The organism is Paracoccus sp. (in: a-proteobacteria) (assembly GCF_030536915.1).
Classification (GTDB): Bacteria; Pseudomonadota; Alphaproteobacteria; order Rhodobacterales; family Rhodobacteraceae; genus Paracoccus.
The window spans coordinates 8180-32439 of record NZ_JAUNPC010000006.1 but is presented as its reverse complement, the minus strand read 5'-3'; the positions used below and the strand labels follow the sequence as shown (position 1 = coordinate 32439).

The following is a 24260-nucleotide window of genomic DNA, read 5'->3' as shown; positions in this document are numbered from 1 at the left end:
CGCGTATCCCGGCAGGATCACGCCGGAGAAAGCCCCATGAAGTTCCTCGATCTTGCCAAGGTCTACATCCGCTCGGGCGGCGGCGGCGCGGGGGCGGTATCCTTCCGGCGCGAGAAGTTCATCGAATACGGCGGGCCGGATGGCGGCGACGGCGGACGCGGCGGCGATGTCTGGGCCGAGGCGGTGGACGGGCTGAACACGCTGATCGACTTCCGCTATCAGCAGCATTTCTTCGCCAAATCGGGCCAGCACGGGATGGGGGCGCAGCGCACCGGGGCCTCGGGCGATGACATCGTGCTGAAGGTGCCGGTGGGAACCGAGATCCTCGACGAGGACGGGGAGACGGTGATCGCCGACCTGACCGGGCCGGGGCAGCGGGTGCTGCTGGCCAAGGGGGGCAACGGCGGCTTCGGGAACCTGCATTTCAAGACCTCGACCAACCGCGCGCCGCGTCATGCGAACCCCGGCCAGCCGGGGGTGGAACGGACGCTGTGGCTGCGGCTGAAGCTGATCGCCGATGCGGGGCTGGTGGGGCTGCCCAACGCGGGCAAGTCCACCTTTCTGGCGGCCGTGTCGAACGCGCGGCCCAAGATCGCGGATTATCCCTTCACCACGCTGGTCCCGAACCTCGGCGTCGTCGGCATCGACGGGCATGAGTTCGTGATGGCCGACATTCCCGGCCTGATCGAAGGGGCGAGCGAAGGCAAGGGGCTGGGCGACCAGTTCCTAGGCCATGTGGAACGCTCGAACGTGCTGCTGCATCTCGTGGACGGCACCTCCGAGGACGTGGCGGCGGACGCCCGCACCATCCTGACCGAGTTGGAAGCCTATTCGCCGGTTCTGGCCGAGAAGCCGCGCATCACGGTCCTGAACAAGATCGACGCGCTGGACGAGGAGACCCGGACCGAGCGTCTCGCCGCCCTGCAGTCCGAGGTCGGCGGGCAGGTGCTGTCCATGTCCGGCGTCTCGCGCGAGGGGCTGACCGAGGTGCTGCGCGCCTTGTGGGAGAAGATTGCGCCCACCCGTGCGCCGAAGGTCGAGAAAACGACCACATGGCAGCCGTGACGCCCGCCATCGCCAAGGCCCGCCGGCTGGTCGTCAAGATCGGCAGCGCGCTGCTGGTCGGGGATCAGGGGCTGCGCGCCGACTGGCTGCGCGGCCTGTGCGAGGACGTGGCGCTGTGGCGCAAGCGCGGGTCGGACGTGGTGCTGGTCTCCTCGGGGTCCATCGCGCTGGGACGGCGGGTGCTGGGCCTGCCTTCGGGCGCGTTGACGCTGGAGCAGTCGCAGGCCGCCGCCGCCGTGGGCCAGATCCGGCTGGCCCGCGCCTATGAGGAAATGCTGGCCCCGCATGGCGTGACCACCGCGCAGATCCTCGTGACGCTGGAGGATACCGAGAACCGCCGCCGCTATCTCAACAGCCGCGCGACGATGGAGACACTGCTGGGCTTGGGCGTCGTGCCGATCGTCAACGAGAACGACACCGTGGCGACGGACGAGATTCGTTACGGCGACAACGACCGGCTGGCCGCGCAGATCGCCGTCACCTGCGGGGCGGACCAGCTTCTGCTGCTGTCGGACGTGGACGGGCTTTACACGGCGAATCCCCGGATCGACCCTTCGGCCCGGCACCTGCCCGTGGTCGAGGCGCTGACGCCCGAGATCGAGGCTATGGGCGGCGATCCCGTGTCCGGGCTGTCCAAGGGCGGCATGAAGACCAAGCTGATGGCAGCCCGCACCGCCGTGTCCGGCGGCTGCGCCATGGCGATTGCCGAAGGCTCGGTCATGCGGCCGCTGTCGGCTGTGGCGGGTGGCGCGCGGGTGACGTGGTTCCTGGCGGAAGGCGATCCGCAGGCCGCGCGCAAGCGCTGGATCGCGGCGATGAAGCCGCGGGGCGAGGTCATCGTGGACGAGGGCGCGGCGCGGGCCTTGGCGGATGGCCGTTCGCTGCTGCCCGCCGGGGTGCGTCAGGTCACCGGCGTCTTTCATCGCGGCGATCCGGTGCTGATCCGCGGGCCGTCCGGCTCCGCGCTGGGGCAGGGACTGGCGCGCTACGATTCAACCGATGCCGTGCAGATCGCGGGCAAGCGCAGCGACGAGATCGCCGCGCTTCTCGGCGAACAGGTCCGCGCGGCCCTTGTTCACCGCGACGACATGGCCGTGAATCGCTGAGGCGCGGTTCCCGGCCAGCCTGCCGCTGAACGGCGCGGCATTGTTCTGCCTAAAATCCCATGCACTTCTGTCCGGCTTCGTCTGGCGCCGCGGGGCAGGCCATCGTTCCTCCTGCGCATGGCTGCAGGAATGATTGAGATACATCAATGATTTGAGGCCGGATACCTGCATTCGGAACCGCCTCTGCGGCGGCATACAGCAGCTTGCTCGGTCTATACAACTTAAAGTTGTTTATTGGAGTTTTAACTATCCATTAACGTGTTCTATCCAGTCTCAACAACTATAAGAACGAGAGAGTCGGACCAATCAACCTGAAGTAGAAAAGAGGCTGTCCATGTCAGCTACTGCCCATATCAACATGATCAACCTGCAGGTCATGGCCGAAGAGGTCATGTGGGCGGACAGGGCCGACGGCACATACGCGGGCAATATCGCCAGCAACGAAAAATACTATATCTGGCAGTCGCAGTTCCAGACCCGGCCCATGGGGATGGAAAACCAGCCCGAGGCCTATGCCCGGCTGCTGCGGCAGAGCCTTCCGGACGTGAACACCCTGCGGCTTCCCTTCAACGCCTATTCGTTCAACGCCGATGGCAGCCTTGAACCCATGTATGAACGCTTCCTTGTCGAAGCCGCGCGGCAGGGGTTCGGGATCGTCATGGTCTATGCCGACGGCGGGACGCAGCAACTGGGCGAGAATAACAGCGCCGATCTGGCGCAGATGCGCGACGCGTTGGGCGGATCGGTCCATGACCGGATGATCGGGACATGGGAAAGGATGCTCGCCTGGCTGGACCGCCACCCCGTCGTGGACGCGGCCATCTACGCGCTTGAGGCCGCGAACGAGCCCGCCGCCTACGGGCGCGCGGAAAACCTCGCCGGGGGCAGCGGCGAGTTCGTCCGCCTTTACGGCGACCACATGGCCGAGTTCGCCGCCTTGGTCGGGGCGCATTCCGACGCGAAGATCATGATCGGCGGGTGGATGTATTCCGCCCAGTTCGACGTTCTGGCCGGAACCGCCTCCAGCGAAGGCGGGCGCAGCGTCCTTGACCAGATCCGGCAGGCGGCAGGCGGGGATCTGGTCTGGTCGGCGCATCTCTATCCCCACTGGACCCGCTCGGCCGGGCAGGAGATCGAGGGCTTCGAGTCCTTCATCCGTCAGCAGTATGCGGCCCTGGGCGATGATGACGTGATCCTGACCGAGACGAACGCGCTCGGCTCGGCCGTCAACGATGCCCGCTCGGGTGACGTGTCTTTCTGGATGGCGCGCGCCTATGAGGTGTTCGCCGATGCCGGGATCGGCCTCGGCTGGTTCCCCGGCGCCGAGACCGGCGGCTCGTCCTTTGTCACCATCAACAACGGCCGCTTCATCAACTTCCAGCATCCCGACAGCTATGCCCACGGGATGAACGGCTTTCTGCTGGATGAGAATGATCCGGCCCGCGCCGGCAACGACCGGATCACCGCCGCGCTGCTGCCGGGCAACGTCTATGCCGAGGATGGGACCTGGCTGAACCTGGACGGCCTTGGCTATGCCGCCGGCCATGGCGGCAACGACACGCTGACGGCCATCGATCACGCGATGAACATGCTTTACGGGGGGCAGGGGAACGATGTCCTGACCGGCACCTCTGGCCGCGACTACCTGTTCGGGCAGGGCGATGACGACACGCTGCATGGCGGCGCGGGGGATGACGTGCTGTCGGGCGGCGACGGCGACGACGTGCTGCACGATGGCGCGGGCAGCGACATCCTGACCGGCGGACGCGGGGCCGATCATTTCATCCTGTCGGCCGGCAAGGCCGTGATCACCGATATGCGCCATGACCAGGGGGACCGGCTGACGCTGGGCGGGCAGCTCTGGGGCACCGACCGCATCATGGAAGCAGGGCAATACCTGGACCATGACGGCGATGGCGTCGTCGATGACATGATGCTGGACTGGGGCGCCGGGCAGGTGATCCTGATGAACCACCGCCGGCCGGACGGGATCATCCAGGGCACAGAGGACGCGGACAGCATCGCGGTCGGCTACCAGGACATCCAAGGCGAGCGTTTCACCCGCGACGGCGGGCGCGTGCATGGCCTCGGGGGCGACGACACCATCACCGGCGGCACCGGCAACGACTGGCTGGAAGGCGGCGCAGGCGATGACAGCATCGCCGCGGGCGCCGGCAACGATACGCTCTGGGGGAATGACGGCGCGGATACGCTTGACGGCGGCAACGGCAACGACCTGATCCGCGGAGGGACGGGGAACGACCGGCTTCTGGGCGCGGTCGGGAACGACACCATTCATGGCGACGCTGGCGATGACGAACTGCTCGGCGGCGGCGGGCATGACAGCTTGGATGGTGGCGACGGCGCGGATGTGATCGACGGAAACGCCGATAACGACACGATCACCGGCGGCGACGGCGACGACCGGCTGATCGGCAATGGCGGTCACGACCTGCTGCTTGGCGGCAATCATGCCGACACGCTGCATGGCGGCGAGGGCAACGACACCCTGCATGGCCAGTCGGGCGATGACACGCTTTACGGCAACAACGGCAATGATGTGCTGAACGGCGGGGACGGCGACGACTATCTCGACGGTGGCGCGGGGACCGACTACCTGGATGGCGGCAACGGAAACGACCAGTTCGTCTGCAACATGAACGGCACCAGCACCAGTTTCCTGACCGGGGGCGCGGGGGCCGATCACTTCGTCTTTCTCAATATCCATTCCTCGGGGCAGAGCAGGGCGACCTTTACCGATTTCGAGATCGGCGTGGACAGTATCAGCATCGGCGGCAACGTCGGGATGAAGGCGATCATGGAGATGCGGGTATTCGGGGGTCTTCATGCTGCCGGTCCCGACACGGTGATGAAGGTCGGCGACGACGTTTATGTCTTCAAGAACCACGATCCGCTTGATTTCGCATAGGCCCGCGACGCGGGAAGGCTGGTCTGGCACAATGATTTATCATGAGCTGATTTCATGTCTTATCTGCAAGACATGAGTTTCACCTTTCCTTCTTTGCCCGCTATACCGGACCGGTAATTGCCCGAGGTCCGTCATGCCCAAGCTGTCCCCTGTGTTCGATGCCATCCGCACCGCCGCCCAGGCGCGCATCCTGATCCTCGACGGGGCGATGGGCACGCAGATCCAGCAGCTCGGGCTGTCCGAGGATGACTTTCAGGGGCAGACGAACCGGGCAGGGGGATGCGCCTGCCATCTTCATTCGGACCACCCGCAGAAGGGCAACAACGACCTTCTGAACCTGACCCAGCCCGAGGCGATCGAGGAAATCCATTTCCGATACGCGGTCGCGGGCGCGGATATCGTCGAGACGAACACCTTTTCCTCGACCTCGATCGCGCAGGCCGATTACGGGATGCAGGAACGCGTCTTCGCCCTGAACCGCGAGGGCGCGGCGCTGGCGCGGCGGGCGCTGGACCGTGCGACCGCGCAGGACGGACGGGCGCGCTGGGTCGCAGGGGCGCTGGGGCCGACGAACAGGACGGCCTCGCTCAGCCCCGACGTGAACAACCCCGGTTTCCGCGCCGTCAGCTTCGACCAGTTGCGCCTGGCCTATGCCGAGCAGATCCGGGGGCTGATCGCAGGCGGGGCCGATCTGATCCTGATCGAGACAATCTTCGACACCCTGAACGCCAAGGCCGCGATCTTCGCCGCCGAGGAGGTGTTCGAGGACACCGGCCTGATCCTGCCGGTGATGATCTCGGGCACGATCACCGACCTGTCGGGGCGGACGCTCTCGGGGCAGACGCCGACGGCCTTCTGGCACTCGATCCGCCATGCGCGCCCGTTGACCGTGGGTTTGAACTGCGCGCTGGGCGCGGATGCGATGCGCCCGCATCTGGCGGAACTGTCCGAGGTCGCGGACACGCTGGTCTGCGCCTATCCGAACGCAGGGCTGCCCAACGAGATGGGCGCCTATGACGAGACGCCCGCGCTGATGGCCGCCCAGATCGGCGGCTTTGCCGAGGAAGGACTGGTCAACATCGTCGGCGGCTGCTGCGGGTCCACGCCCGAGCATATCGCCGCGATTGCCGAGGCGGTGGCGGGCAAGGCTCCCCGTGCCGTGCCCGAGATCGCGCCGCAACTGCGGCTGTCGGGGCTGGAGCCTTTCGTCAAGACCGACGAGATCCCCTTCGTGAACGTGGGGGAACGCACGAACGTCACCGGCTCGGCCCGTTTCCGCAAGCTCATCACGGCGGGCGACTATCCGGCGGCGCTGGAGGTCGCGCGGGATCAGGTGGAAAACGGCGCACAGATCATCGACGTGAACATGGATGAGGGGCTGATCGATTCCGCCGCCGTCATGACCGCCTTCCTGAACCTGATCGCGGCGGAACCCGACATCGCCCGCGTGCCGCTGATGATCGATTCCTCGAAATGGGAGGTGATCGAGGCCGGGCTGAAATGCACGCAAGGCAAGCCGGTCGTGAACTCGATCAGCCTGAAGGAAGGCGAGGAGGCGTTTCTGCACCATGCCCGGCTCTGCCGCCGCTATGGCGCGGCGGTGGTGGTCATGGCCTTTGACGAGACGGGGCAGGCCGACACGGAAAACCGCAAGGTGGAAATCTGCGCCCGCGCCTATGACCTGCTGGTGAACGAGGTGGGCTTCCCGCCCGAGGACATCATCTTCGACCCCAACATCTTCGCCGTGGCGACGGGGATCGAGGAGCATGACAACTACGGCGTCGATTTCATCAATGCCACGCGTCGCATCCGCCAGCAACTGCCGCATGTTCATGTCTCGGGCGGCGTCTCGAACCTGTCCTTCAGCTTCCGCGGCAACGAGCCGGTGCGCGAGGCGATGCACGCGGTCTTCCTGTATCACGCGATCCAGGCCGGCATGGACATGGGGATCGTGAACGCGGGGCAACTCGCCGTCTACGACCAGATCGACCCGGAACTGCGCGAAGCCTGCGAGGACGTGGTCCTGAACCGCCGCGACGACGCCACCGAGCGGCTGTTGGACCTCGCCCAACGCTACAAGGGCGAGGGCGGGGCCAAGGCGCGCGAAAAGGACCTGCGCTGGCGCGACTGGCCGGTGGACAAGCGGCTGGAACACGCGCTGGTCAACGGCATCACCGAGTTCATCACCGAGGACACCGAGGAAGCGCGGCTGGCCGCCGCCCGCCCGCTGCATGTCATCGAGGGTCCGCTGATGGCGGGGATGAACGTCGTCGGCGATCTGTTCGGCGCGGGAAAGATGTTCCTGCCGCAGGTGGTGAAATCCGCCCGCGTCATGAAGCAGGCCGTGGCGCATCTGCTGCCCTACATGGAGGCCGAGAAGTCCGAAGGCGCTTCAAGTTCCGCCGGCAAGGTATTGATGGCGACCGTGAAGGGCGACGTTCATGACATCGGCAAGAACATCGTCGGCGTGGTCCTCGCCTGCAATAACTACGAGATCATCGACCTCGGCGTGATGGTGCCCGCGCAGAAGATCCTTGAGACCGCCAAGGCCGAGAAGGTTGACATCATCGGTCTGTCCGGCCTCATCACGCCCAGTCTGGATGAAATGGTGCATGTCGCCGCGGAAATGGAACGCGAGGGCTTCGACATTCCGCTGCTGATCGGCGGTGCGACCACCAGCCGGGTGCATACGGCGGTCAAGATCGACCCGCGCTATCACAAGGGCCAGACCGTCTATGTCACCGATGCAAGCCGTGCCGTGGGTGTCGTCTCGAACCTGCTTTCGGATGAAAAGATCAGCTACATCAGCAATGTAAGAAATGAATATCAGGAGGTCGCGACCCGCTACAACCGTGGCGACGACAAGCGTGCCCGGCTGTCGATCGAGGATGCGCGGGCGAATGCGGTGAAGGTTGACTGGTCGGCCTACGAGGCGACGCCGCCGCAGTTCGTCGGCACGAAGACCCTTGATGGCTGGGAACTGGCCGAGGTCGCCCGCTACATCGACTGGACGCCGTTCTTTCAGACCTGGGAGATGAAGGGCGTATATCCCAAGCTGCTGGATGACCCCGCGCAAGGCGAGGCGGCCCGCGCGCTGTTCGCCGACGCGCAGGCGATGCTGGCGCAGATCGTCGAGGAAGGTTGGCTCAACCCTAGGGCGGTGATCGGTTTCTGGCCTGCAAACCGGATTGGCGACGACATCCGCTTGTGGACGGACGACACCCGCACGGCTGAACTGGCCACCATGCACACCCTGCGCCAGCAGGTGACCAAGCGCGACGGCCGCCCGAACGTGGCGATGGCGGACTTCGTGGCGCCCGAGGGCCAGCCCGACTGGATTGGGGGCTTTGTTGTGACCGCAGGCGACGAATCGGCCCGCGTGCAGGCCTTCAAGGACGCGCATGACGATTTCTCGGCGATCCTGCTGCAGGCGCTCGCCGACCGCTTCGCCGAGGCACTGGCAGAGATGGTCCATGAGCAGGTGCGGCGCGAGTTCTGGGGCTATGCGCCGGGCGAATCCTTCTCGCCCGCGGAACTGATCCCGGAACCCTACCGCGGCATCCGCCCCGCGCCCGGCTATCCCGCCCAGCCTGACCATACCGAGAAGCGCACGCTTTTCGACCTGCTGGATGCCACCGCTGCCACGGGGGTCGAACTGACCGAGTCGATGGCGATGTGGCCTGGGTCATCCGTCTCGGGCCTCTATATCGCGCACCCGGATGCCTATTACTTCGGGGTCGCCAAGGTCGAGGCCGACCAGGTCGCCGATTATGCCGCCCGCAAGGGGATGAGCCTGACCGAGGCGGAACGCTGGCTCGCGCCCGTGCTGAATTATGTGCCGGGCGCAGCGGTTGCCGCCGAATGACCCCTTTTCAAACGCGGCGGGCGCGGCTATGTCACGCCCACCACGGAATGCGGTCGTGGCGGAATTGGTAGACGCGCAGCGTTGAGGTCGCTGTTCCTTAACCGGAGTGAAAGTTCGAGTCTTTTCGACCGCACCAAGACAAGGGCGCCCCTCGGGGCGCCTTTTTCATGTCGCGAGCATGGAATGCCGTGCTGTCCGGCAGGATGCCCTTGCATCCAGCAAGTTCCCGGTCCGTGCCGCGCCCCGTAAAACCTGCCGCATTATCACGTTGCAGCTTTGCGTTTCCGTTGCATAGAGTGACGCAACAAAGAACAGGAAGACAGGGAGCAGACGCCTTGACCCCGACCGGCAATGACGGATTCGTCGTCTTCGACCACGTCCAGAAAAGTTACGACGGCCAGACGCTTGTGGTGAAGGACCTCAATCTGTCGATCGGCAAGGGCGAGTTCCTGACGATGCTGGGGCCGTCGGGGTCCGGCAAGACCACCTGCCTGATGATGCTGGCGGGCTTCGAGACGGCGACCCATGGCGAGATCAGGCTGGGGGATCGCAACATCAACGACGTGCCGCCGCACAAGCGCGGCATCGGCATGGTGTTCCAGAACTACGCGCTGTTTCCGCACATGACGGTGGGCGAGAACCTGTCCTTTCCGCTGGAAGTGCGCGGCATGGGCAAGGCTGAACGCGAAAGCCGGATCATCCGGGCACTGGACATGGTGCAGATGGGCCGCTTCCGCAACCGCCGCCCGGCGCAGCTTTCGGGCGGCCAGCAGCAGCGGATCGCGCTGGCCCGTGCGCTGGTCTTCGACCCGCAGCTTGTGCTGATGGATGAACCTTTGGGCGCGCTGGACAAGCAGCTTCGCGAGCATATGCAGTATGAGATCAAGTCGCTGCACGACAATCTCGGGATTACGGTCGTCTATGTGACCCATGACCAGGGCGAGGCGCTGACGATGTCGGACCGCATCGCCGTCTTCAACGACGGGCGCATCCAGCAGCTTGCGCCGCCCGCGGTTCTGTATGAGCAGCCGGAAAACAGCTTTGTCGCGGGTTTCATCGGCGAGAACAACAAGCTGTCCGGCACCATCGAGAAGCTGGATGGCACCCGCGCCGAAGTGCGCTTGGCGAATGGCGAGCTGATCGACGCCACCGCCGTCAACATCCGCGAGGTGGGGCAGCAGACGCTGGTCTCGATCCGCCCCGAACGGGTCGAGTTCAAGCCCGACCTGATGCCCGCGGGCACCCATACGATCGACGCCGAGGTGCGCGACGTGATCTACATGGGCGACATCCTGCGGGCGCGGATGAAGGTCGCAGGCAGCGAGGACTTCGTGATGAAGTTCCGCAACACGCTGGGCCAGACGCGCCTGCAGCCCGGCCAGCATATCCGGATCGGCTGGAACCCGCAGGACGCACGGGCGCTCGACCCGGTCTGAGAAATCAACGATAAAGGGAGGAAAGACATGAAGAAATTTCTGATCGCGACCACGGCGCTGGTCGGATTCGGCTCGGCAGCCTTCGCCCAAGGCGGCGGGGTGCTGAACGTTCTGGACTGGGGCGGGGCCTACGGCCAGTCGCACGCCATCGCCTATAACGCGCCCTTCGAGGCCGAGACCGGCATCCGCATCACCGTGGCCGACGCCGACAACCCGGCGACCCCGATCAAGGCGATGGTCGAGGCGGGCAATGTCACCGCCGACGTGGCCTCGGTCGAGTATGCGGATGCCGTGCGGCTCTGCGACGAGGGTGCGCTGGAAGAGATCGATCCGTCGATCCTCAGCGCGGCGGCGGATGGCACCTCGGCCGAGGATGACTTCATCGAGGGCGCGCTGACGGATTGCTTTGTGGCGACCGACGTCTACTCGATGGTGCTGGCCTATGACGACAGCAAGTTCCCCGACGCCAAGCCGGCATCCCCGGCCGATTTCTTCGACACCGCCGCCTTCCCCGGCAAGCGCACCATGCGGAAAGGGGCCAAGTTCAACCTGGAACTGGCGCTGATGGCCGATGGCGTGGTGCCGGCCGAGGTCTATGACGTGCTGGCGACGCCCGAGGGCGTGGATCGCGCCTTTGCCAAGCTGGACACGATCAAGAACGACGTGATCTGGTGGGAAGCCGGCGCCCAGCCGCCGCAACTGCTGGCGGATGGCGAGGTCACGATGGCCTTTGCCTTCAACGGCCGGATATTCAACGCCGCCATCGGCGAGAACAAGCCCTTCAACATCATCTGGAACGGACAGATCTACGAGATGGAAGGCTGGGTCATCCCCAAGGGCGCGCCCAACATGGAAAACGCGCTGAAATACATCGAGTTCTCGACCCGCCCCGAGCAGCTTGCCAAGGCGGCCGAGCACATCAGCTACGGCCCTCCGCGCCGGTCGTCGTCGTCGCTGGTCGGCAATGTCGCGGGCACCGAAACCCCGATGTCGCCGCATCTGCCGACCTCGCCCGAGAACCTCGAACAGGGGATCGCCTCGAACCTCGATTTCTGGGTCGATCACGACGGCGAGCTGAGCGAGCGTTTCAACGCCTGGCTGGCCGGCTGACGGTCCGGCGGCGGCGCCCGGCGTGGCGCCGCCTTCACCCTTATGGTTGCGAAAGAGCGGACATGGCACGACAGCTGATCGCGGGAACAGCTTTGGCGCTTGCCGTCGCAGGTGCGGCGCAGGCGCAGGATTCGATCAACATCACCACCTATGGCGGCGCCTTCGGCGAGGCGGTGAACCAGGCCTTCGCCCGGCCCTTTTCCGAGGCGACGGGCATCCAGGCCAACATGGTCGACAACTCGGACCCCCCGGCCAAGCTGAAGGCCGAGGTCGAGGCCGGCAACGTCACCAGCGACGTTTATGATGTCGAGCAGTCGGACGTGATCCGCCTGTGCGACGAGGGGCTGATCGAGCCGATCGACCCCGCGACGCTGCCTGCCGCGGCGGACGGGACCCCGGCTGCCGACGACTATCTGCCGCAGGCGCTGCATGACTGTGCGACCGCCATCATGGTCTGGTCCACGGTGATCGCCTATGACACCTCGGCCTTCCCGGACGGGGCTCCGACGACGGTCGCGGATTTCTTCGACACGGCGCAGTTCCCCGGCAAGCGCGGCATCATCAAGCGCCCGAAATACGCGCTGGAATTCGCCCTGCTGGGCGACGGGGTGCCGGCCGACCAGGTCTATGACGTGCTGGCGACGCCCGAGGGCGTGGACCGCGCCTTTGCCAAGCTGGACAGCATCAAGGACCAGGTGGTCTGGTGGGAAGCGGGCGCCCAGGCCCCGCAACTGCTTGCCGACAAGGAGGTCTCGATGACCCTGGCCTATAACGGTCGGATCTTCGACGCCATTGTCGAGGAAGGAAAGCCCTTCGCCTTCGTCTGGGACGGCGCGAACCTCGACATGGACTACTGGGTGGTGCCAAGGGGCGCGCCCGATGTCGAGAAGTCGATGCAGTTCATCGCCTTCGCCTCGGACCCGACGCGACAGGCGGACCTGTCGAAATACATCGCCTATGGTCCGCCGCGGAAATCGGCGGCGGCCAGCGTCGGCACCTACAAGGACGGGACGACCGGGATGGCGCCCTATCTGCCGACCACGCCCGAGAATGCCGAAAGCGCGCTGGTCAACGATGCCGGCTTCTGGGCCGACCACGGCACCGAACTGACCGAACGTTTCAACGCCTGGCTTGCCGGCTGAGATGATGGCGGGGGCGTCCGCGCCCCGGCTGCCCCCTGCAACCCGGACAGTCCGATGCACAGACCGCTGATCCTTGCCGCCATGATGCTTGCCGCGCCTGCCTGGGCGCAGCAGACGCCTTTGGTGATCGTCTCGTGGGGCGGCGACTTCGCGGCGCTGCAGGATGCCGCGATGGCCCGTCCCTTTACCGAGCGGACCGGTCGTCCGGTGCGCTTCGTCGATACCGATGACCCCGCGGGCATGGTCAAGGCGCAGGTCGAGGCCGGCAACGTTTCCGCCGATGTCGCCAGCGTCGGGCAAGGGGCGGGGATGCGGCTCTGCGAGGAAGGCGACGCCGAACCGATCGATCCCTCCCGCCTCGCGCCCGCGCCGGGCGGCTCGGTGGCCGAGGATTTCCTGCCCGGCACCCTGACCGAGTGCTTCGTCGCCACAGACATCTATTCGACCGTGATCGCCTATGACGCAGGGCGGCTTGAGACGCCCCCCGCCACGGCCGCCGACTTCTTCGACCTGCAGCGCTTTCCCGGCCGCCGGGGTCTGGGCCGCACGCCCCAGTTCACGATGGAACTTGCGCTGGTCGGCGACGGCGTGCCGCTGGATCAGGTTTATGACGTGCTCGCCACACCCGAAGGGGTGGATCGCGCCCTGGCCAAGCTGGACACGATCCGCGACCAGATCGTCTGGTGGGAAGCCGGGGCGCAGCCGATCCAGCTTCTTGCCGATGGCGAGGTCGCGCTGGCCCATGCCTATAACGGCCGCGTCTTCAAGGCCGCGCAGGTGGACGGGCTGCCGCTGGCGATCCTCTGGGACGCCCAGATGCTGGAGGTCGAGGGCTGGGTGATCCCCAAGGGTGCGCCCAACCCGGATGCCGCGCGGGATTTCGTCGCCTTCTCGACTTCGCCCGAGGTTCTGGCTCATGCCGCCGAGATCCTGCCCTATGGCCCGCCGCGCCGGTCGGCGCAGGCGATGGTGGGCAATTTCACGGGCGACGGCACCACGCCGATGGGCCCGCACCTGCCGACCGCGCCCGACAACATGACCAACGCCCTGTTCGTGGACCCGTCCTTCTGGGCCGACCACGAGACCGAGTTGCGCGCCCGCTTTACCGCGTGGCTGGGCAGCGAATGACGACCGGCCCCTGGCCAAGCTCATAGGACCGACATGGCAACTGCTCTTGATCCCCATGCAGCCATCGTCGCCAAGGCCGGCGGCGCTCCCGGCGCGCTGACGACCGCCGACGGGCGGCCGCTGGCCCGCGCCTTGGCCCGCAGTTCGGCCCGCGCGCGCCGGCGGGCCTTTCTGCTGGTCGCGCCGCTTTTGCTGTTCGTGGTCGTGACCTTTGTGATCCCGATCGGGCAGATGCTGCACCGCTCGATGTACAACGACGGCTTTGCGGCCAACATGCCGCAGATCTCCGCATGGTTCGCCGAGAACGCGCCCGGAACGCAGCCGGACGAGACGGCCTTCGCCGCGCTGGCCGCCGACCTGACGGCGGCGGCCGAGGCCCGCACCATCGGCATCGTGGGCACCCGGATGAACTATGACGTGCCGGGGACGCGGTCGCTGTTCACCTCGACCGGCAGGCAGGCGCGCGGCGGGTTCGAGCCGCCTTACCGCGAGGCGCTGACCGGGGTCGATGCGCGCTGGCAGGACCCGACCCTGTGGCGGGCCATGCGTTCGGCCTCGACGGCCTATACGGCGAACTTCTATCTCGCCGCGATGGACCGGACCCGCAACGACCAGAACGAGATCGTCAGCGTCCCCGAGCGCCAGCAGGTCTATGGCATGCTGTTCATGCGGACCTTCTGGCTGTCGCTGCTGATCACCGGGCTGACCTTTGTGCTGGGTTTCCCCATCGCGCATCTGCTGGCGACGCTGCCGACGCGGCGGTCGAACCTGCTGATGATCCTGGTGCTGCTGCCCTTCTGGACCTCGCTGCTGGTGCGGACCACCGCTTGGATGGTGCTGCTGCAGCAGCAGGGCGTCGTGAACGACATTCTCGTCTGGCTGGGGGTGATCGGGCAGGACGGCCGGCTGCAGATGATCTACAACCGCACCGGCACGATCATTGCCATGACGCATATCCTGCTGCCCTTCATGATCCTGCCGCTGTATTCGGTGATGCGGACGATCAACCCCAGCTATGTGCGCGCCGCCCGGTCTTTGGGGGCGACAAGCTGGACGGCGTTCCGCCGGGTCTATTTCCCGCAGACGCTGCCGGGTCTGGGGGCGGGGGCGCTGCTCGTGTTCATCCTCGCGGTCGGCTACTACATCACGCCGGCGCTGGTGGGCGGCTCGTCGGGGCAGCTGATTTCCAACATGATCGCCATGCACATGACGGAAACGCTGAACTGGTCCATGGCCGCGGCGCTGGCCGCGCTGCTGCTGGCGGGCGTCCTCATCCTCTACTGGGTCTACGACCGCATGGTCGGGATCGACAATCTCAAGCTGGGGTGAACCGAATGGCGCTGCCAACCTATGCCTCGCCGCTGGAACGGATCTGGCACTGGATCTACATCGCGATCTGCGTGGCGATCTTTTTCTTCCTGATCGCGCCGATCGTGGTGGTGATCCCCCTCAGCTTCAACGCCGAGCCCTATTTCACCTTTACTGACAAGATGCGTTCCTTCGACGCCGAGGGCTATTCGCTGCGCTGGTATGACACGCTGCTGACCTTCGGCATGGCGAACCCGGATGCACCGCGCAGTACGAGCTGGTGGGCGGATGCGTGGAACAACGCGCGCTGGATCAACGCGGCCAAGAACTCGATCATCATCGGGATCTTCTCGACGATCCTTGCCACCGTGCTGGGAACGCTGGCGGCGCTGGGGCTGGCGCGGAAAGAGATGCCGTTTCGCCGGATCATCATGGCGGTGCTGATCTCGCCCATGATTGTGCCGATCATCATCACGGCGACGGGGATGTTCTTCTTCTATTCGTCCGCCTGCGTGGACACGACCTCGGCCTTCGGGCAGCTGCTGGCGCCGGTGCTGTCGAACTCGGGATGCTTGGCGAACACCTATCTGGGCGTGATCCTCGCCCATGCGACGCTGGGGATCCCCTTTGTCATCATCACGGTGACCGCGACGCTGATCGGCTTCGACCAGTCGCTGAACCGAGCGGCGGCGTCCCTAGGGGCGAACCCGAGGACGACCTTCTTCAAGGTCACGATGCCGCTGATCCTGCCCGGCGTGATCTCGGGGGCGCTGTTCGCCTTCGTGACCTCCTTCGACGAGGTGGTGGCGGTGCTGTTCATCGCCGGTCCCGACCAGCAGACAATCCCGCGCCAGATGTGGAACGGCATCCGCGAACAGATCAGCCCCGCGATCCTCGCCGTCGCCACGCTGCTGGTGATCTTCTCGATCGCACTGCTGGCGACCGTGGAACTGCTGCGCCGCCGGGGCGAGCGGCTGCGCGGGCTGACCCCCTCATGACGCCCGAGGAGATCGACGACGAGGCGGCGCGTCCCAAGGCGCCCGCCTTCACCCTGACACCGTTTCAGGAACTGAACGGCCGGGGACTGGCGGCGATCCACCGTCTTTATCTGCGCGACCTGTCCGCCATCGCCGCGCTGATGGGCGACATCCGGGCGGGGCTGGCGCAGCCGGGCGAACTTGCGCCCGCCGTGCGCGGGATGCCGATGGCGCAGAACCTGCGGCTGTTCGGGACGGCCTGCGGGGCTTCCTGCCGGGCAATCACCACGCATCACCAGATCGAGGATTTCCACCTGTATCCCCAGCTTGAGGTGCAGGGGAACACGGCCCTGAACGCCGTGCTGTTCCGGCTGCGGCAGGAGCATCGCGGACTCGAGCATCTGATCGAGGTTCTGGCCGAGGCTGCCGATGAACTGGCCTTGGCCCCGGAACCGGCCCAGTTCGATGCCTGCGCCGAGGGTTTCGCAGCCCTCGACCGCGCCGTGCGGTCGCATTTCCGCTATGAGGAAGACGAGATCGGCCCCGCCCTCGGCTATTACGAGGTGCGGGTCTAGGGCAGGATCTCGAGCCAGCCCCAGACGGTCAGGATCGACAGCGCCGTGGCGATCAGCACCGCCGAGGCCGCGCTGCGGATGGCCGCGCCGTAAAGATTGGCAAAGAGATAGGCATTCACCCCCGGCGCCATCGCCGCCGTCACCACTGCCGAGCGCAGCCCGCCCGTGTCCAGCCCGAAGGCCAGCCCCAGCCCATAGGTCAGGCTGGGATGCAGGATCAGCGAGCAGCCGCAGATCAGCGCGATGGACGCCGCGTCACCCTGGGGCTTGTAGCGCAGCAGGACGCCCCCCAGCGCGAACAGCGCGGCGGGCAGGGCCGAGCGCGCGATCATCTCGACCGCCGCCCAGAAGCCTTCCGGCAGGACCAGCCCGCCTTGCGTCAGCAGGTTCATCGCCAGCCCGGCAAGGATGCCGATGACCAGCGGTGTCCTTAGCACCCCGTTCAGCGCCCGCACCGCGACCCGGCCGGGCGAGACGCCGGTGCCATGGGCGCGCGTGAACTCCATCACCGTGATCCCCAGCGTGTAGAGCAGGGGCGAATGCAGGGCGATGATGGTGAAGTTGCCCGCCAGCGACTGCGGCCCGTAGGCCCGTTCCATGATCGGCACGCCAAGCAGCAGCGAGTTCGAGAAGAGGCAGGCGAAGCCGATGGCGACGGCGTCCTCGGGCGACCGCCCGATCACCCGCCGCGAGACGATCCAGCCGACGAGGAAGGAACTCAGCGCGCCGATGTAGAAGGCCAGAAGCAGCCAGGGATCGAAGTCGGCCGACAGGTCCAGCGCCGCCATCGAACTGAACAGCAGCACCGGAACCGCGAAGTTCTGCGCATAGCGCTGCAGCCCGTCCACCCCCGCCGGGCTGAACCAGCCGCGCCAGGAGACGAGATAGCCCGCGCCGATCACCAGGAAAACCGGCAGGATGACGTCGAAAAGGGCGCTCAAAGCTCGACGACCATCCCGTCATGGGCCGGGATGACGTGGTCGGGCGTCTCTGCCATCACCGCGTCGTGGTCGAGGTCGATGTGCATGTTGGTCAGGATGCCGCGCTTGGTCCTGGACCGTTCGATCCAGTCCAGCGCCAGCGCCAGATGCGCGTGGCTCGGGTGCGGCGTGCGGCGCAGGGCGTCGCAGATGAAGACCTCTGCGTCCATGATCGCGGGCCAGGCGTCATCGGGGATCGCCAGCACGTCGGGCAGATAGACCAGCGCCGGGGCGTCCTCACCCTCGGAAATGCGCAGTCCCAGCGCGGGAATGCCGTGGTCCACGGTGAAGGGGGTGACATGGATCGCGCCGCCCTCGCCCTGGATCGTGAAGGGGCCGCCGATCAGATGCAGTTCAAGGATCGGAGGGTAGGGCGATCCGGGCGGCGTCTCGAAGGCATAGCCGAAGCGGCTCATCAGCGCCGCAGTGGTGGGCCGGTCGGCCCAGCCCGGCAGGATGGATCGCCGGTTATGGACGATCTGGCGCAGGTCGTCGATGCCGTGGATATGGTCGGCATGCGGATGGGTCCAGACCACGCCGTCCAGCAGCCCCACGCCCGCATCCAGTAGTTGCGGCACCATGTCCGGCCCGGTGTCGATCAGCATGCGGGTCGTCCCCCCGGCGCCCCGCCGTTCGACCAGCAGCGAGCAGCGCCGGCGCCGGTTCCTGGGGTTCGCCGGATCGCAGGCACCCCAGTTCCCGCCCAGCCGCGGCACACCCCCCGACGACCCGCAGCCGAGGATCGTCGCGCGGATCATGCGGCGGCCTTGGAGAACAGGCGGTCGAAATTGGCGCTGGTCAGCGCCGCGAACTCAGGGAAGGTCATGCCGAAAAGCTCGGCGCCGACACGGGCGGTATGGGCGACATAGGCCGGCTCGTTGCGCTTGCCGCGATGGGGCGGGGGCGCAAGAAAAGGCGCGTCGGTTTCCACCAGAACCCGGTCGCGCGGGGCGGCCGCGAAGATCTCGCGGATCTCGGTGGAACGCGGGAAGGCCGCGATCCCCGACATGGACAGGTAGAAGCCGAGGTCCAGCGCCGTGCGCGCCAGTTGCGGCCCCGAGGTATAGCAGTGCATAACCGCCGAGAACGGCCCCGCGGCATGTTCGCGCGTCAGGATCGCGGCCATGTCACCGTCGGCATCGCGCGAATGGATGATCAGTGGCAGCCCGGTCTGCCGCGCGGCCTGGATGTGGATCACGAGGCTCTCGGCCTGAGTGGCGGCGCTCTCGGCGGTATAGTGGTAATCCAGCCCGGTTTCGCCGATACCGACGCACTTGGGATGCGCTGACAGGGTAACCAGTTCGTCCACCGTCGCCAGCGGCTCCTCGGCCGCCTGCATCGGGTGGGTGCCGGCGGCGTAGAAGACGCCCTCATGCGCCTCGGCGATGGCGCGGACCTGCGGTTCCAGCCGCAGGCGGGTGCAGATCGTGACCATGCGGGTGACGCCGGCGGCACGGGCGCGGGCGACCAGATCGGCCTGCTGCCCGTCGAAATCGGGAAAGTCCAGGTGGCAGTGGCTGTCAACCAATGCCGGCGCAAGATTGTCGGTCGGGGTCATCGCGTCATCCTCGGCCCCGCGCCTCGGTGGCACCGGGGGCCTGCGCCAGGGTCAGGAGCATATCCATCACCAGCGCCACAGGGTCAAGGTTGACCGCCCGCCCGGCGCGGGCGCGCGCCGAGAGTTCGGCCTGCGCAGAGGCCCAGTGCCGGGCGGCGCGGTCGTCGGGCGAGATGCGGGCCAGCACGGCGCTTTCGCCGTCTGCTGCCTCGGGCAGCGGCGCGCCCATCAGCCCGGTGCGCGCGGCGCGGGACAGAAAGCGGTCAAGCAGCGTCATGGTCAGGTCGAAGGGATCGCCCCCGGCCCCCGGACGGCCCGCCGCGTCCTGCGCGAAGGCAGCGGCGGCCTGCCGGTCCATCTCGGGCCGGGCAAACAGCGCGACGAGATCGGCATAGCGGTCCAGCCCGTCCTGGCCCGAAAGCCGCAGCGCCTCGCCCACCGAACCGCCGGCAAGCGCCGCCAGTCGCGCCGGATCGCCCCCCACCTCAAGCGGCGCGAGCGCCGTCGCCATGTCCTCGGGCGACAAGGGCATCAGTCGCAGCTCGCGGCAGCGCGAGCGGATCGTCGGCAGAAGCCGCGCGGGCTGGTGCGCGACCAGCAGCAGGACCGCGCCCTCGGGCGGTTCCTCCAGCATCTTCAGCACGGCATTGGCGGCGGCGGTGTTCATGTCGTCGGCGGCGTCGATGATGGCGATGCGGCGGCCGCCCTCGGCCGCGCTCATGTGGAAGAAGGACAGCAGCTTGCGGATGTCCTCGACCACGATCTCGGCCCGCAGGCGGCCCTTGTCGTCAAGCGAACGGCGGACCAGATGCAGGCGCGGCTCGGACATGGCGCGCAGGCGGCGGGCGACGGGGTGATCCTCGGGCACCGACAGGTCGGGCGAGCCTGTTTCGGCCAGAAGCCAGCGGGCGATGACCCAGGCCAGCGTCGCCTTGCCAGTGCCGCGGGGGCCGGTGATGAGCCAGCCGTGATGCATCCGGCCCGAGGCGGCGGCGGTCCGGAAGGCGGCAAGGGCTGGGTCCTGACCGACCAGCCGGCGCGTCTCGCGCGGGTGCGGCGCGCCGGGAACGCGGTCGGATTCGACCGGAAGATCGGGATCGTCGCTCATATCGCGGCCCTGACGCGGGCGGCCACGGCTTCGGCTGGGCCGCTGCCGTCGATCAGCCGGAAGCGGGTGAGATGGGCGCGGGCGAGATCGCGGAAGCCGTGGCGCAGCGCGGTCTGGAAGCCGAGGCCCATCGCCTCGAAGCGGTCTTCGGCGGCAAGATCCATGGCCCGAGGGAGTGAGGGATCAGGTTGCTGGTCTGCATCCGCAGGCGTGACAGTCCCGACGGAAACCGGCGATGCGACACCCTCGGCCAAAGGGGGCAGCGAGGCCCCGGCGGAATCATGCGCAACGGGGGAGGGTGAGGCGGGCATCCGGCCTGTCGCCCTTGCAAGCGCCTCGGCGGGGTCGAGGTCGATCACGAAGGTCCGGTCCGGCTCGATCCCGATCAGCAGGCGATGCAGGTCCTCGACGGCTTGCGCCAGATCGGCGCGGGCGACGCCCTGATAGACCCGGGTGGAATCCGCGAAGCGGTCGGTCACCACCCAGGCGCCGCGATCCAGCGCGGGAAGGATGGTGCGTTCCAGGTGGTCGCGGCGGGCGGCGGTGAACAGCAGAAGCTCGGTTTCCGGGGACCAGCGGTCGGCACGGCCCTCGACCAGCAGGCGGCGGATCTGTTCCGCCCCCGGCGAGCCGCCCGGCTCGCGGGTCAGAACGACCTCGCGGCCCTCGGCCCGCAGGCTTTCGGCCAGCAGCCGCGCCTGCGTGGACTTGCCCGACCCGTCGATGCCTTCGAAGCTGATGAACACCGTGGCGCCGTCTCAGCCGCCGACAGCGGCCACGGCGCGCTCGCCCAGCCGGAAGGCGGCGTTCTGCAGCCGCCCGACAAAGCCCGCGCGGGGCACCTCGGTCGCGGCGACCAGCGGCAGGCGGGATTCGACCGAGCCAGGGACCGAGACGACCAGATCGCCCACCCGCTGCCCGGCGGCGATCGGGGCCTCGATGGGACCGTCGAAGACCGCTTCGGCAGTCACGCCGGATGCGGCGCCGGCGGGGATCAGCACGTTCACGCCCTCGGGCGCCGTCAGGGCGACGCGGCGCGACTGGCCCAGCCAGACCGGCGCCCAGGCGACCGTCTCGCCCTTGGGGATGACGGTCTTCATGGTGAACTGGCGGAAGGCCCAGTTGACGATCCGTTCCGATTCCTCGGCCCGCGCGCGTTCCGAGGGCAGGCCGTTGACCACGAAGATCACCCGCCGCCCGTCCTGCACCGCCGAGCCGACAAGACCGTAGCCCGCCTCTTGCGTGTGCCCGGTCTTCAGCCCGTCCGCCCCGATGCCAAGCCCGAGGATCGGGTTGCGGTTGCGGGTATTGGCCGGGGCGCGGCCGTCATACTCAAAGCTGTTCAGGGCGAAGTTCCTGTAAAGCTCGGGGAAATCCTCGACCAGATGCTGGGCGAGCTTGCCCAGGTCGCTGGCCGACATGACATGGCCCGGTGCGGGCCAGCCCGAGGAATTGACAAGATGCGTGTCCTCGAGGCCGAGTTCCTGCGCGCGGGCGTTCATCTCGCGGGCGAATGCTTCCTCGGTTCCCGCCAGCCCTTCGGCCACCACGACGCAGGCGTCGTTGCCCGACAGCACGATGATGCCCTTGATGAGTTCATCCACCGTGGGCCGGTCGAGTTCGTTCAGGAACATCGTCGAGCCGCCCATCTGCCGCGCCTTGGTGGATACGGGAAAGCGCGTGTCCAGCGTCACGCGGCCCTGATCCACCGCCTCGAACAGCATGTAGACGGTCATCAGCTTGGACATCGAGGCGGGCGGCATGGGCTCATGCGCGTTCTTTTCCATCAGCACGCTGCCGGTCGCGACGTCATAGACCCAGGCCGACTGGGCATTGGTGTCAAAGGATTGCGCCGCCACCCCGAGCGGGCCGAGGGCGACCACAGCAACGATTCCGGCGAGAACACGGGACCAGAGCGCGCGCATGAGGTTTCCTTTCCCAGTTTCGGCCCAGCGTTAGCCCAGCCGGTTCCGCCCCGCAACGCTGCCCATCCCCACAGTCATTGCATCCGGAGGTAAAGATTCGCTGAATGCCGTTCTCGCGGGAAGCGCAGGGATAAGGCAGCCCGACCGCCACTCTCTGGGTCGACGGAATGTTCGCCAGCGGCCTGCGACGAGGCCTCAATGTGAAAAACGCGCCGGTGGCGCGTTTTCCAGATGGTTCTCAGAGCCGTAATCAGCCGTCGCGCTGCTGCGATTTCGGCGCGCGAGAGGGGCGGCGGGCGGGACGCTTGTGCTGGCCCTCGGGGCGGCCCGGCCTGGCAGGGCGGCCCGAAGGGCGCGGCGCGGCGGGGATGCCGACCGGCGGCTCGCCCCCGATCACCGGGATTGCGGCCTTCATCGCCTTTTCGATCGCCCGCAGTTCCCCCGCCTCGGCCGGGGCGCAGAAGGCCACCGCACGGCCATCGCGTCCCGCCCGCGCGGTGCGGCCGATGCGGTGGACGTAGTTTTCCGGCACGTTCGGCAGATCGTAGTTGTAGATATGCGCCACCTGCGGGATGTCGAGCCCGCGCGCCGCCACGTCGGTCGCCACCAGCACTTGCGTGTCGCCGGCCCGGAACGAGGCAAGCGCGCGTTCCCGCTGGCCCTGCGACTTGTTGCCGTGGATCGCGGCGACCTTGAAGCCCCATTTCTCCAGCAGCTTGGCCAGCTTTTCGGACCCGTGCTTGGTGCGGCCGAAGACGATGGCAAGCTCGCCCGGATGCTTCGCCAGATACTCGGCCAGCAGCGCCGCCTTGTCGCCCTGGTTCACGAAATGCACGCCCTGGTCGATCTTTTCGGCGGGCTTGCCGGGCGGGTTCACCGCCACGCGGACCGGGTCGGTCAGGTAGCTTTCGGCCAGTTCCTCCATCAGCTTGGGCATGGTGGCGGAAAACAGCATCGTCTGGCGGTCGCGCGGCAGCAGCTTGGCGATCCTGCGCAGCGCGTGGATGAAGCCGATGTCCAGCATCTGGTCAGCCTCGTCCAGCACCAGATAGCGGGTCTGGTCGAAGCGGACGGCCTTGCGCTCGATCAGGTCGATCAGGCGGCCGGGCGTGGCGATCAGCACGTCGACGCCGCGTGACAGGCGGTCGATCTGCACGTTGATCGAGGCGCCCCCGACCACGCGGAAGCTGCGGATGCCGGTGCCGCGGGCAAAGCCCTCGACGTTCTGGGCGATCTGGGTCGCGAGTTCCCGCGTGGGGGCCAGGATCAGCGCCTTGCAGCTGTGCGGCTCGGCCCGCTCGCCCTTGATGACAAGGCGGGACAGCATGGGCAGGCTGAAGGCCGCCGTCTTGCCGGTGCCGGTCTGGGCGAGGCCCAGCAGGTCGCGGCCCGCGACCAGTGCCGGGATCGCCTCGGTCTGGATCGGGGTGGGTTCGTTCAGGCCGAGTTCCGGCAGGTTGACCGCCACCCGCGGGTCGATGCCCATGCGGGTGAAGGGCGTGTCCATGTCCGGGATGGCGCGGCGGATGAAGGGCTCGGGTTCGGTACGGGCCTTCTTGGCGCGGCCGGGACCGCGACGGGCGTCGAAGCCGGCCGAGCGCGGCTTTTCGTGGTCGTGCTGGTTGCGGTCGGTCCGGGCGCGGGCCGGGCGGGTGGTGGTGTCGGTCATCTCATGTCCTTGGTCGCCGCCCCTCGTACCGGAACGCGCGGAAGGCCGCGGCGCGGGGCTGCGGCAGGCAAGGGGGCGCGGGTCAGATACGAAACCCGCCGGCAACCCTGCGTGACATGGGGAACCAGTCTGATCGTCGGCCCTGGCGGGAACAAGATGCCCTGCGGCTGCTCACGCGGCAGCGGGTGGCGACCGGGGCAACATGGCCAGTTTGCGGGAAAAGTCAAGGACCGAGGGTTGCCGCCCCTGAAAACGCCGCGGCAATCGGGGCGCGGCCTGCCGGTTGATTGCGGCCTCGACCAGTTTTGCCAGCGCCCCGCCCGTCCCGGCTTCCTCGATGGGCGTCTGGTCCGGCTATCGGGGGCGTCATTCAGGCCCG

Annotated in this window: 17 protein-coding genes, 1 tRNA gene and 1 pseudogene; 12 read left to right on the top strand and 7 right to left on the bottom strand. The window is 67.2% G+C overall.

Translation table 11 applies throughout. From position 1 onward, the window contains the following. Positions 1-36 precede the first annotated feature (36 nt). The 12 genes from obgE to Q4F04_RS02205 all read left to right on the top strand — a co-directional run bounded on the left by obgE (position 37) and on the right by Q4F04_RS02205 (position 16641). Complete coding sequence (gene obgE, locus Q4F04_RS02260) at positions 37-1065, top strand: GTPase ObgE (RefSeq protein WP_303368213.1); 1029 nt, start codon at positions 37-39, stop codon at positions 1063-1065. After that, positions 1053-2171 carry a glutamate 5-kinase gene (gene proB, locus Q4F04_RS02255; RefSeq protein WP_303368212.1) on the top strand — a complete coding sequence of 373 codons (1119 nt, stop codon included), beginning with the start codon at positions 1053-1055 and terminating at the stop codon, positions 2169-2171. Before obgE ends, proB begins: the two co-directional genes overlap by 13 nt. A 334-nt stretch (positions 2172-2505) precedes the next feature. After that, positions 2506-5100, top strand: a complete 2595-nt coding sequence (locus Q4F04_RS02250; RefSeq protein ID WP_303368211.1) for a calcium-binding protein — start codon at positions 2506-2508, stop codon at positions 5098-5100. Positions 5101-5233: 133 nt separating this feature from the next. Further along, a complete protein-coding gene (metH, locus tag Q4F04_RS02245; RefSeq protein WP_303368210.1) occupies positions 5234-8965 on the top strand; it encodes a methionine synthase in 3732 nt (1243 codons plus the stop codon). Positions 8966-9014: 49 nt separating this feature from the next. Continuing rightward, a tRNA-Leu gene (locus Q4F04_RS02240) sits at positions 9015-9101 on the top strand. A 199-nt stretch (positions 9102-9300) separates the two neighbouring features. Further along, on the top strand, positions 9301-10401 hold the full coding sequence (locus Q4F04_RS02235; RefSeq protein ID WP_303368209.1) for an ABC transporter ATP-binding protein: 1101 nt from the start codon (positions 9301-9303) through the stop codon (positions 10399-10401). A 27-nt stretch (positions 10402-10428) separates the two neighbouring features. Beyond that, positions 10429-11511 carry an ABC transporter substrate-binding protein gene (locus tag Q4F04_RS02230; RefSeq protein WP_303368208.1) on the top strand — a complete coding sequence of 361 codons (1083 nt, stop codon included), beginning with the start codon at positions 10429-10431 and terminating at the stop codon, positions 11509-11511. 62 nt (positions 11512-11573) lie between these two features. Continuing rightward, positions 11574-12653 carry an ABC transporter substrate-binding protein gene (locus Q4F04_RS02225; protein WP_303368207.1) on the top strand — a complete coding sequence of 360 codons (1080 nt, stop codon included), beginning with the start codon at positions 11574-11576 and terminating at the stop codon, positions 12651-12653. A gap of 54 nt (positions 12654-12707) precedes the next feature. Continuing rightward, the gene (locus tag Q4F04_RS02220; RefSeq protein WP_303368206.1) at positions 12708-13781 is read left to right on the top strand and encodes an ABC transporter substrate-binding protein; all 1074 of its coding nucleotides are present in this window, start codon (positions 12708-12710) and stop codon (positions 13779-13781) included. Positions 13782-13814: 33 nt separating this feature from the next. Continuing rightward, on the top strand, positions 13815-15110 hold the full coding sequence (locus tag Q4F04_RS02215) for an ABC transporter permease (protein ID WP_303368205.1): 1296 nt from the start codon (positions 13815-13817) through the stop codon (positions 15108-15110). Between the two features lie 5 nt (positions 15111-15115). Beyond that, on the top strand, positions 15116-16087 hold the full coding sequence (locus Q4F04_RS02210) for an ABC transporter permease (protein ID WP_303368204.1): 972 nt from the start codon (positions 15116-15118) through the stop codon (positions 16085-16087). Then, the gene (locus Q4F04_RS02205) at positions 16084-16641 is read left to right on the top strand and encodes a hemerythrin domain-containing protein (RefSeq protein WP_303368203.1); all 558 of its coding nucleotides are present in this window, start codon (positions 16084-16086) and stop codon (positions 16639-16641) included. Before Q4F04_RS02210 ends, Q4F04_RS02205 begins: the two co-directional genes overlap by 4 nt. Here the strand turns inward: Q4F04_RS02205 and Q4F04_RS02200 are convergent. From Q4F04_RS02200 to Q4F04_RS02170, 7 genes and pseudogenes are all read right to left on the bottom strand, one after another. After that, positions 16638-17582 carry an AEC family transporter gene (locus tag Q4F04_RS02200; protein ID WP_303368202.1) on the bottom strand — a complete coding sequence of 315 codons (945 nt, stop codon included), beginning with the start codon at positions 17580-17582 and terminating at the stop codon, positions 16638-16640. The genes Q4F04_RS02205 and Q4F04_RS02200 overlap by 4 nt on opposite strands. Beyond that, the gene (locus Q4F04_RS02195) at positions 17579-18379 is read right to left on the bottom strand and encodes an MBL fold metallo-hydrolase (protein WP_303368201.1); all 801 of its coding nucleotides are present in this window, start codon (positions 18377-18379) and stop codon (positions 17579-17581) included. Before Q4F04_RS02195 ends, Q4F04_RS02200 begins: the two co-directional genes overlap by 4 nt. Further along, positions 18376-19179, bottom strand: coding sequence for a TatD family hydrolase (locus Q4F04_RS02190; protein ID WP_303368200.1), 804 nt, complete (start codon positions 19177-19179; stop codon positions 18376-18378). Before Q4F04_RS02190 ends, Q4F04_RS02195 begins: the two co-directional genes overlap by 4 nt. A 4-nt stretch (positions 19180-19183) precedes the next feature. Next, positions 19184-20287: a DNA polymerase III subunit delta' gene (locus Q4F04_RS02185; protein ID WP_303368199.1), complete on the bottom strand. Its 1104-nt coding sequence runs from the start codon at positions 20285-20287 to the stop codon at positions 19184-19186. Positions 20288-20607: 320 nt separating this feature from the next. Beyond that, positions 20608-21033, bottom strand: a pseudogene (tmk, locus tag Q4F04_RS02180) (dTMP kinase); the annotation flags it as partial. Positions 21034-21045: 12 nt separating this feature from the next. Next, positions 21046-22212 (bottom strand): D-alanyl-D-alanine carboxypeptidase family protein, encoded by a 1167-nt coding sequence (locus Q4F04_RS02175; RefSeq protein WP_303368198.1) that lies wholly within the window; start codon positions 22210-22212, stop codon positions 21046-21048. 250 nt (positions 22213-22462) lie between these two features. Beyond that, positions 22463-23698, bottom strand: coding sequence for a DEAD/DEAH box helicase (locus Q4F04_RS02170; protein ID WP_303368242.1), 1236 nt, complete (start codon positions 23696-23698; stop codon positions 22463-22465). Positions 23699-24260: the final 562 nt, after the last annotated feature.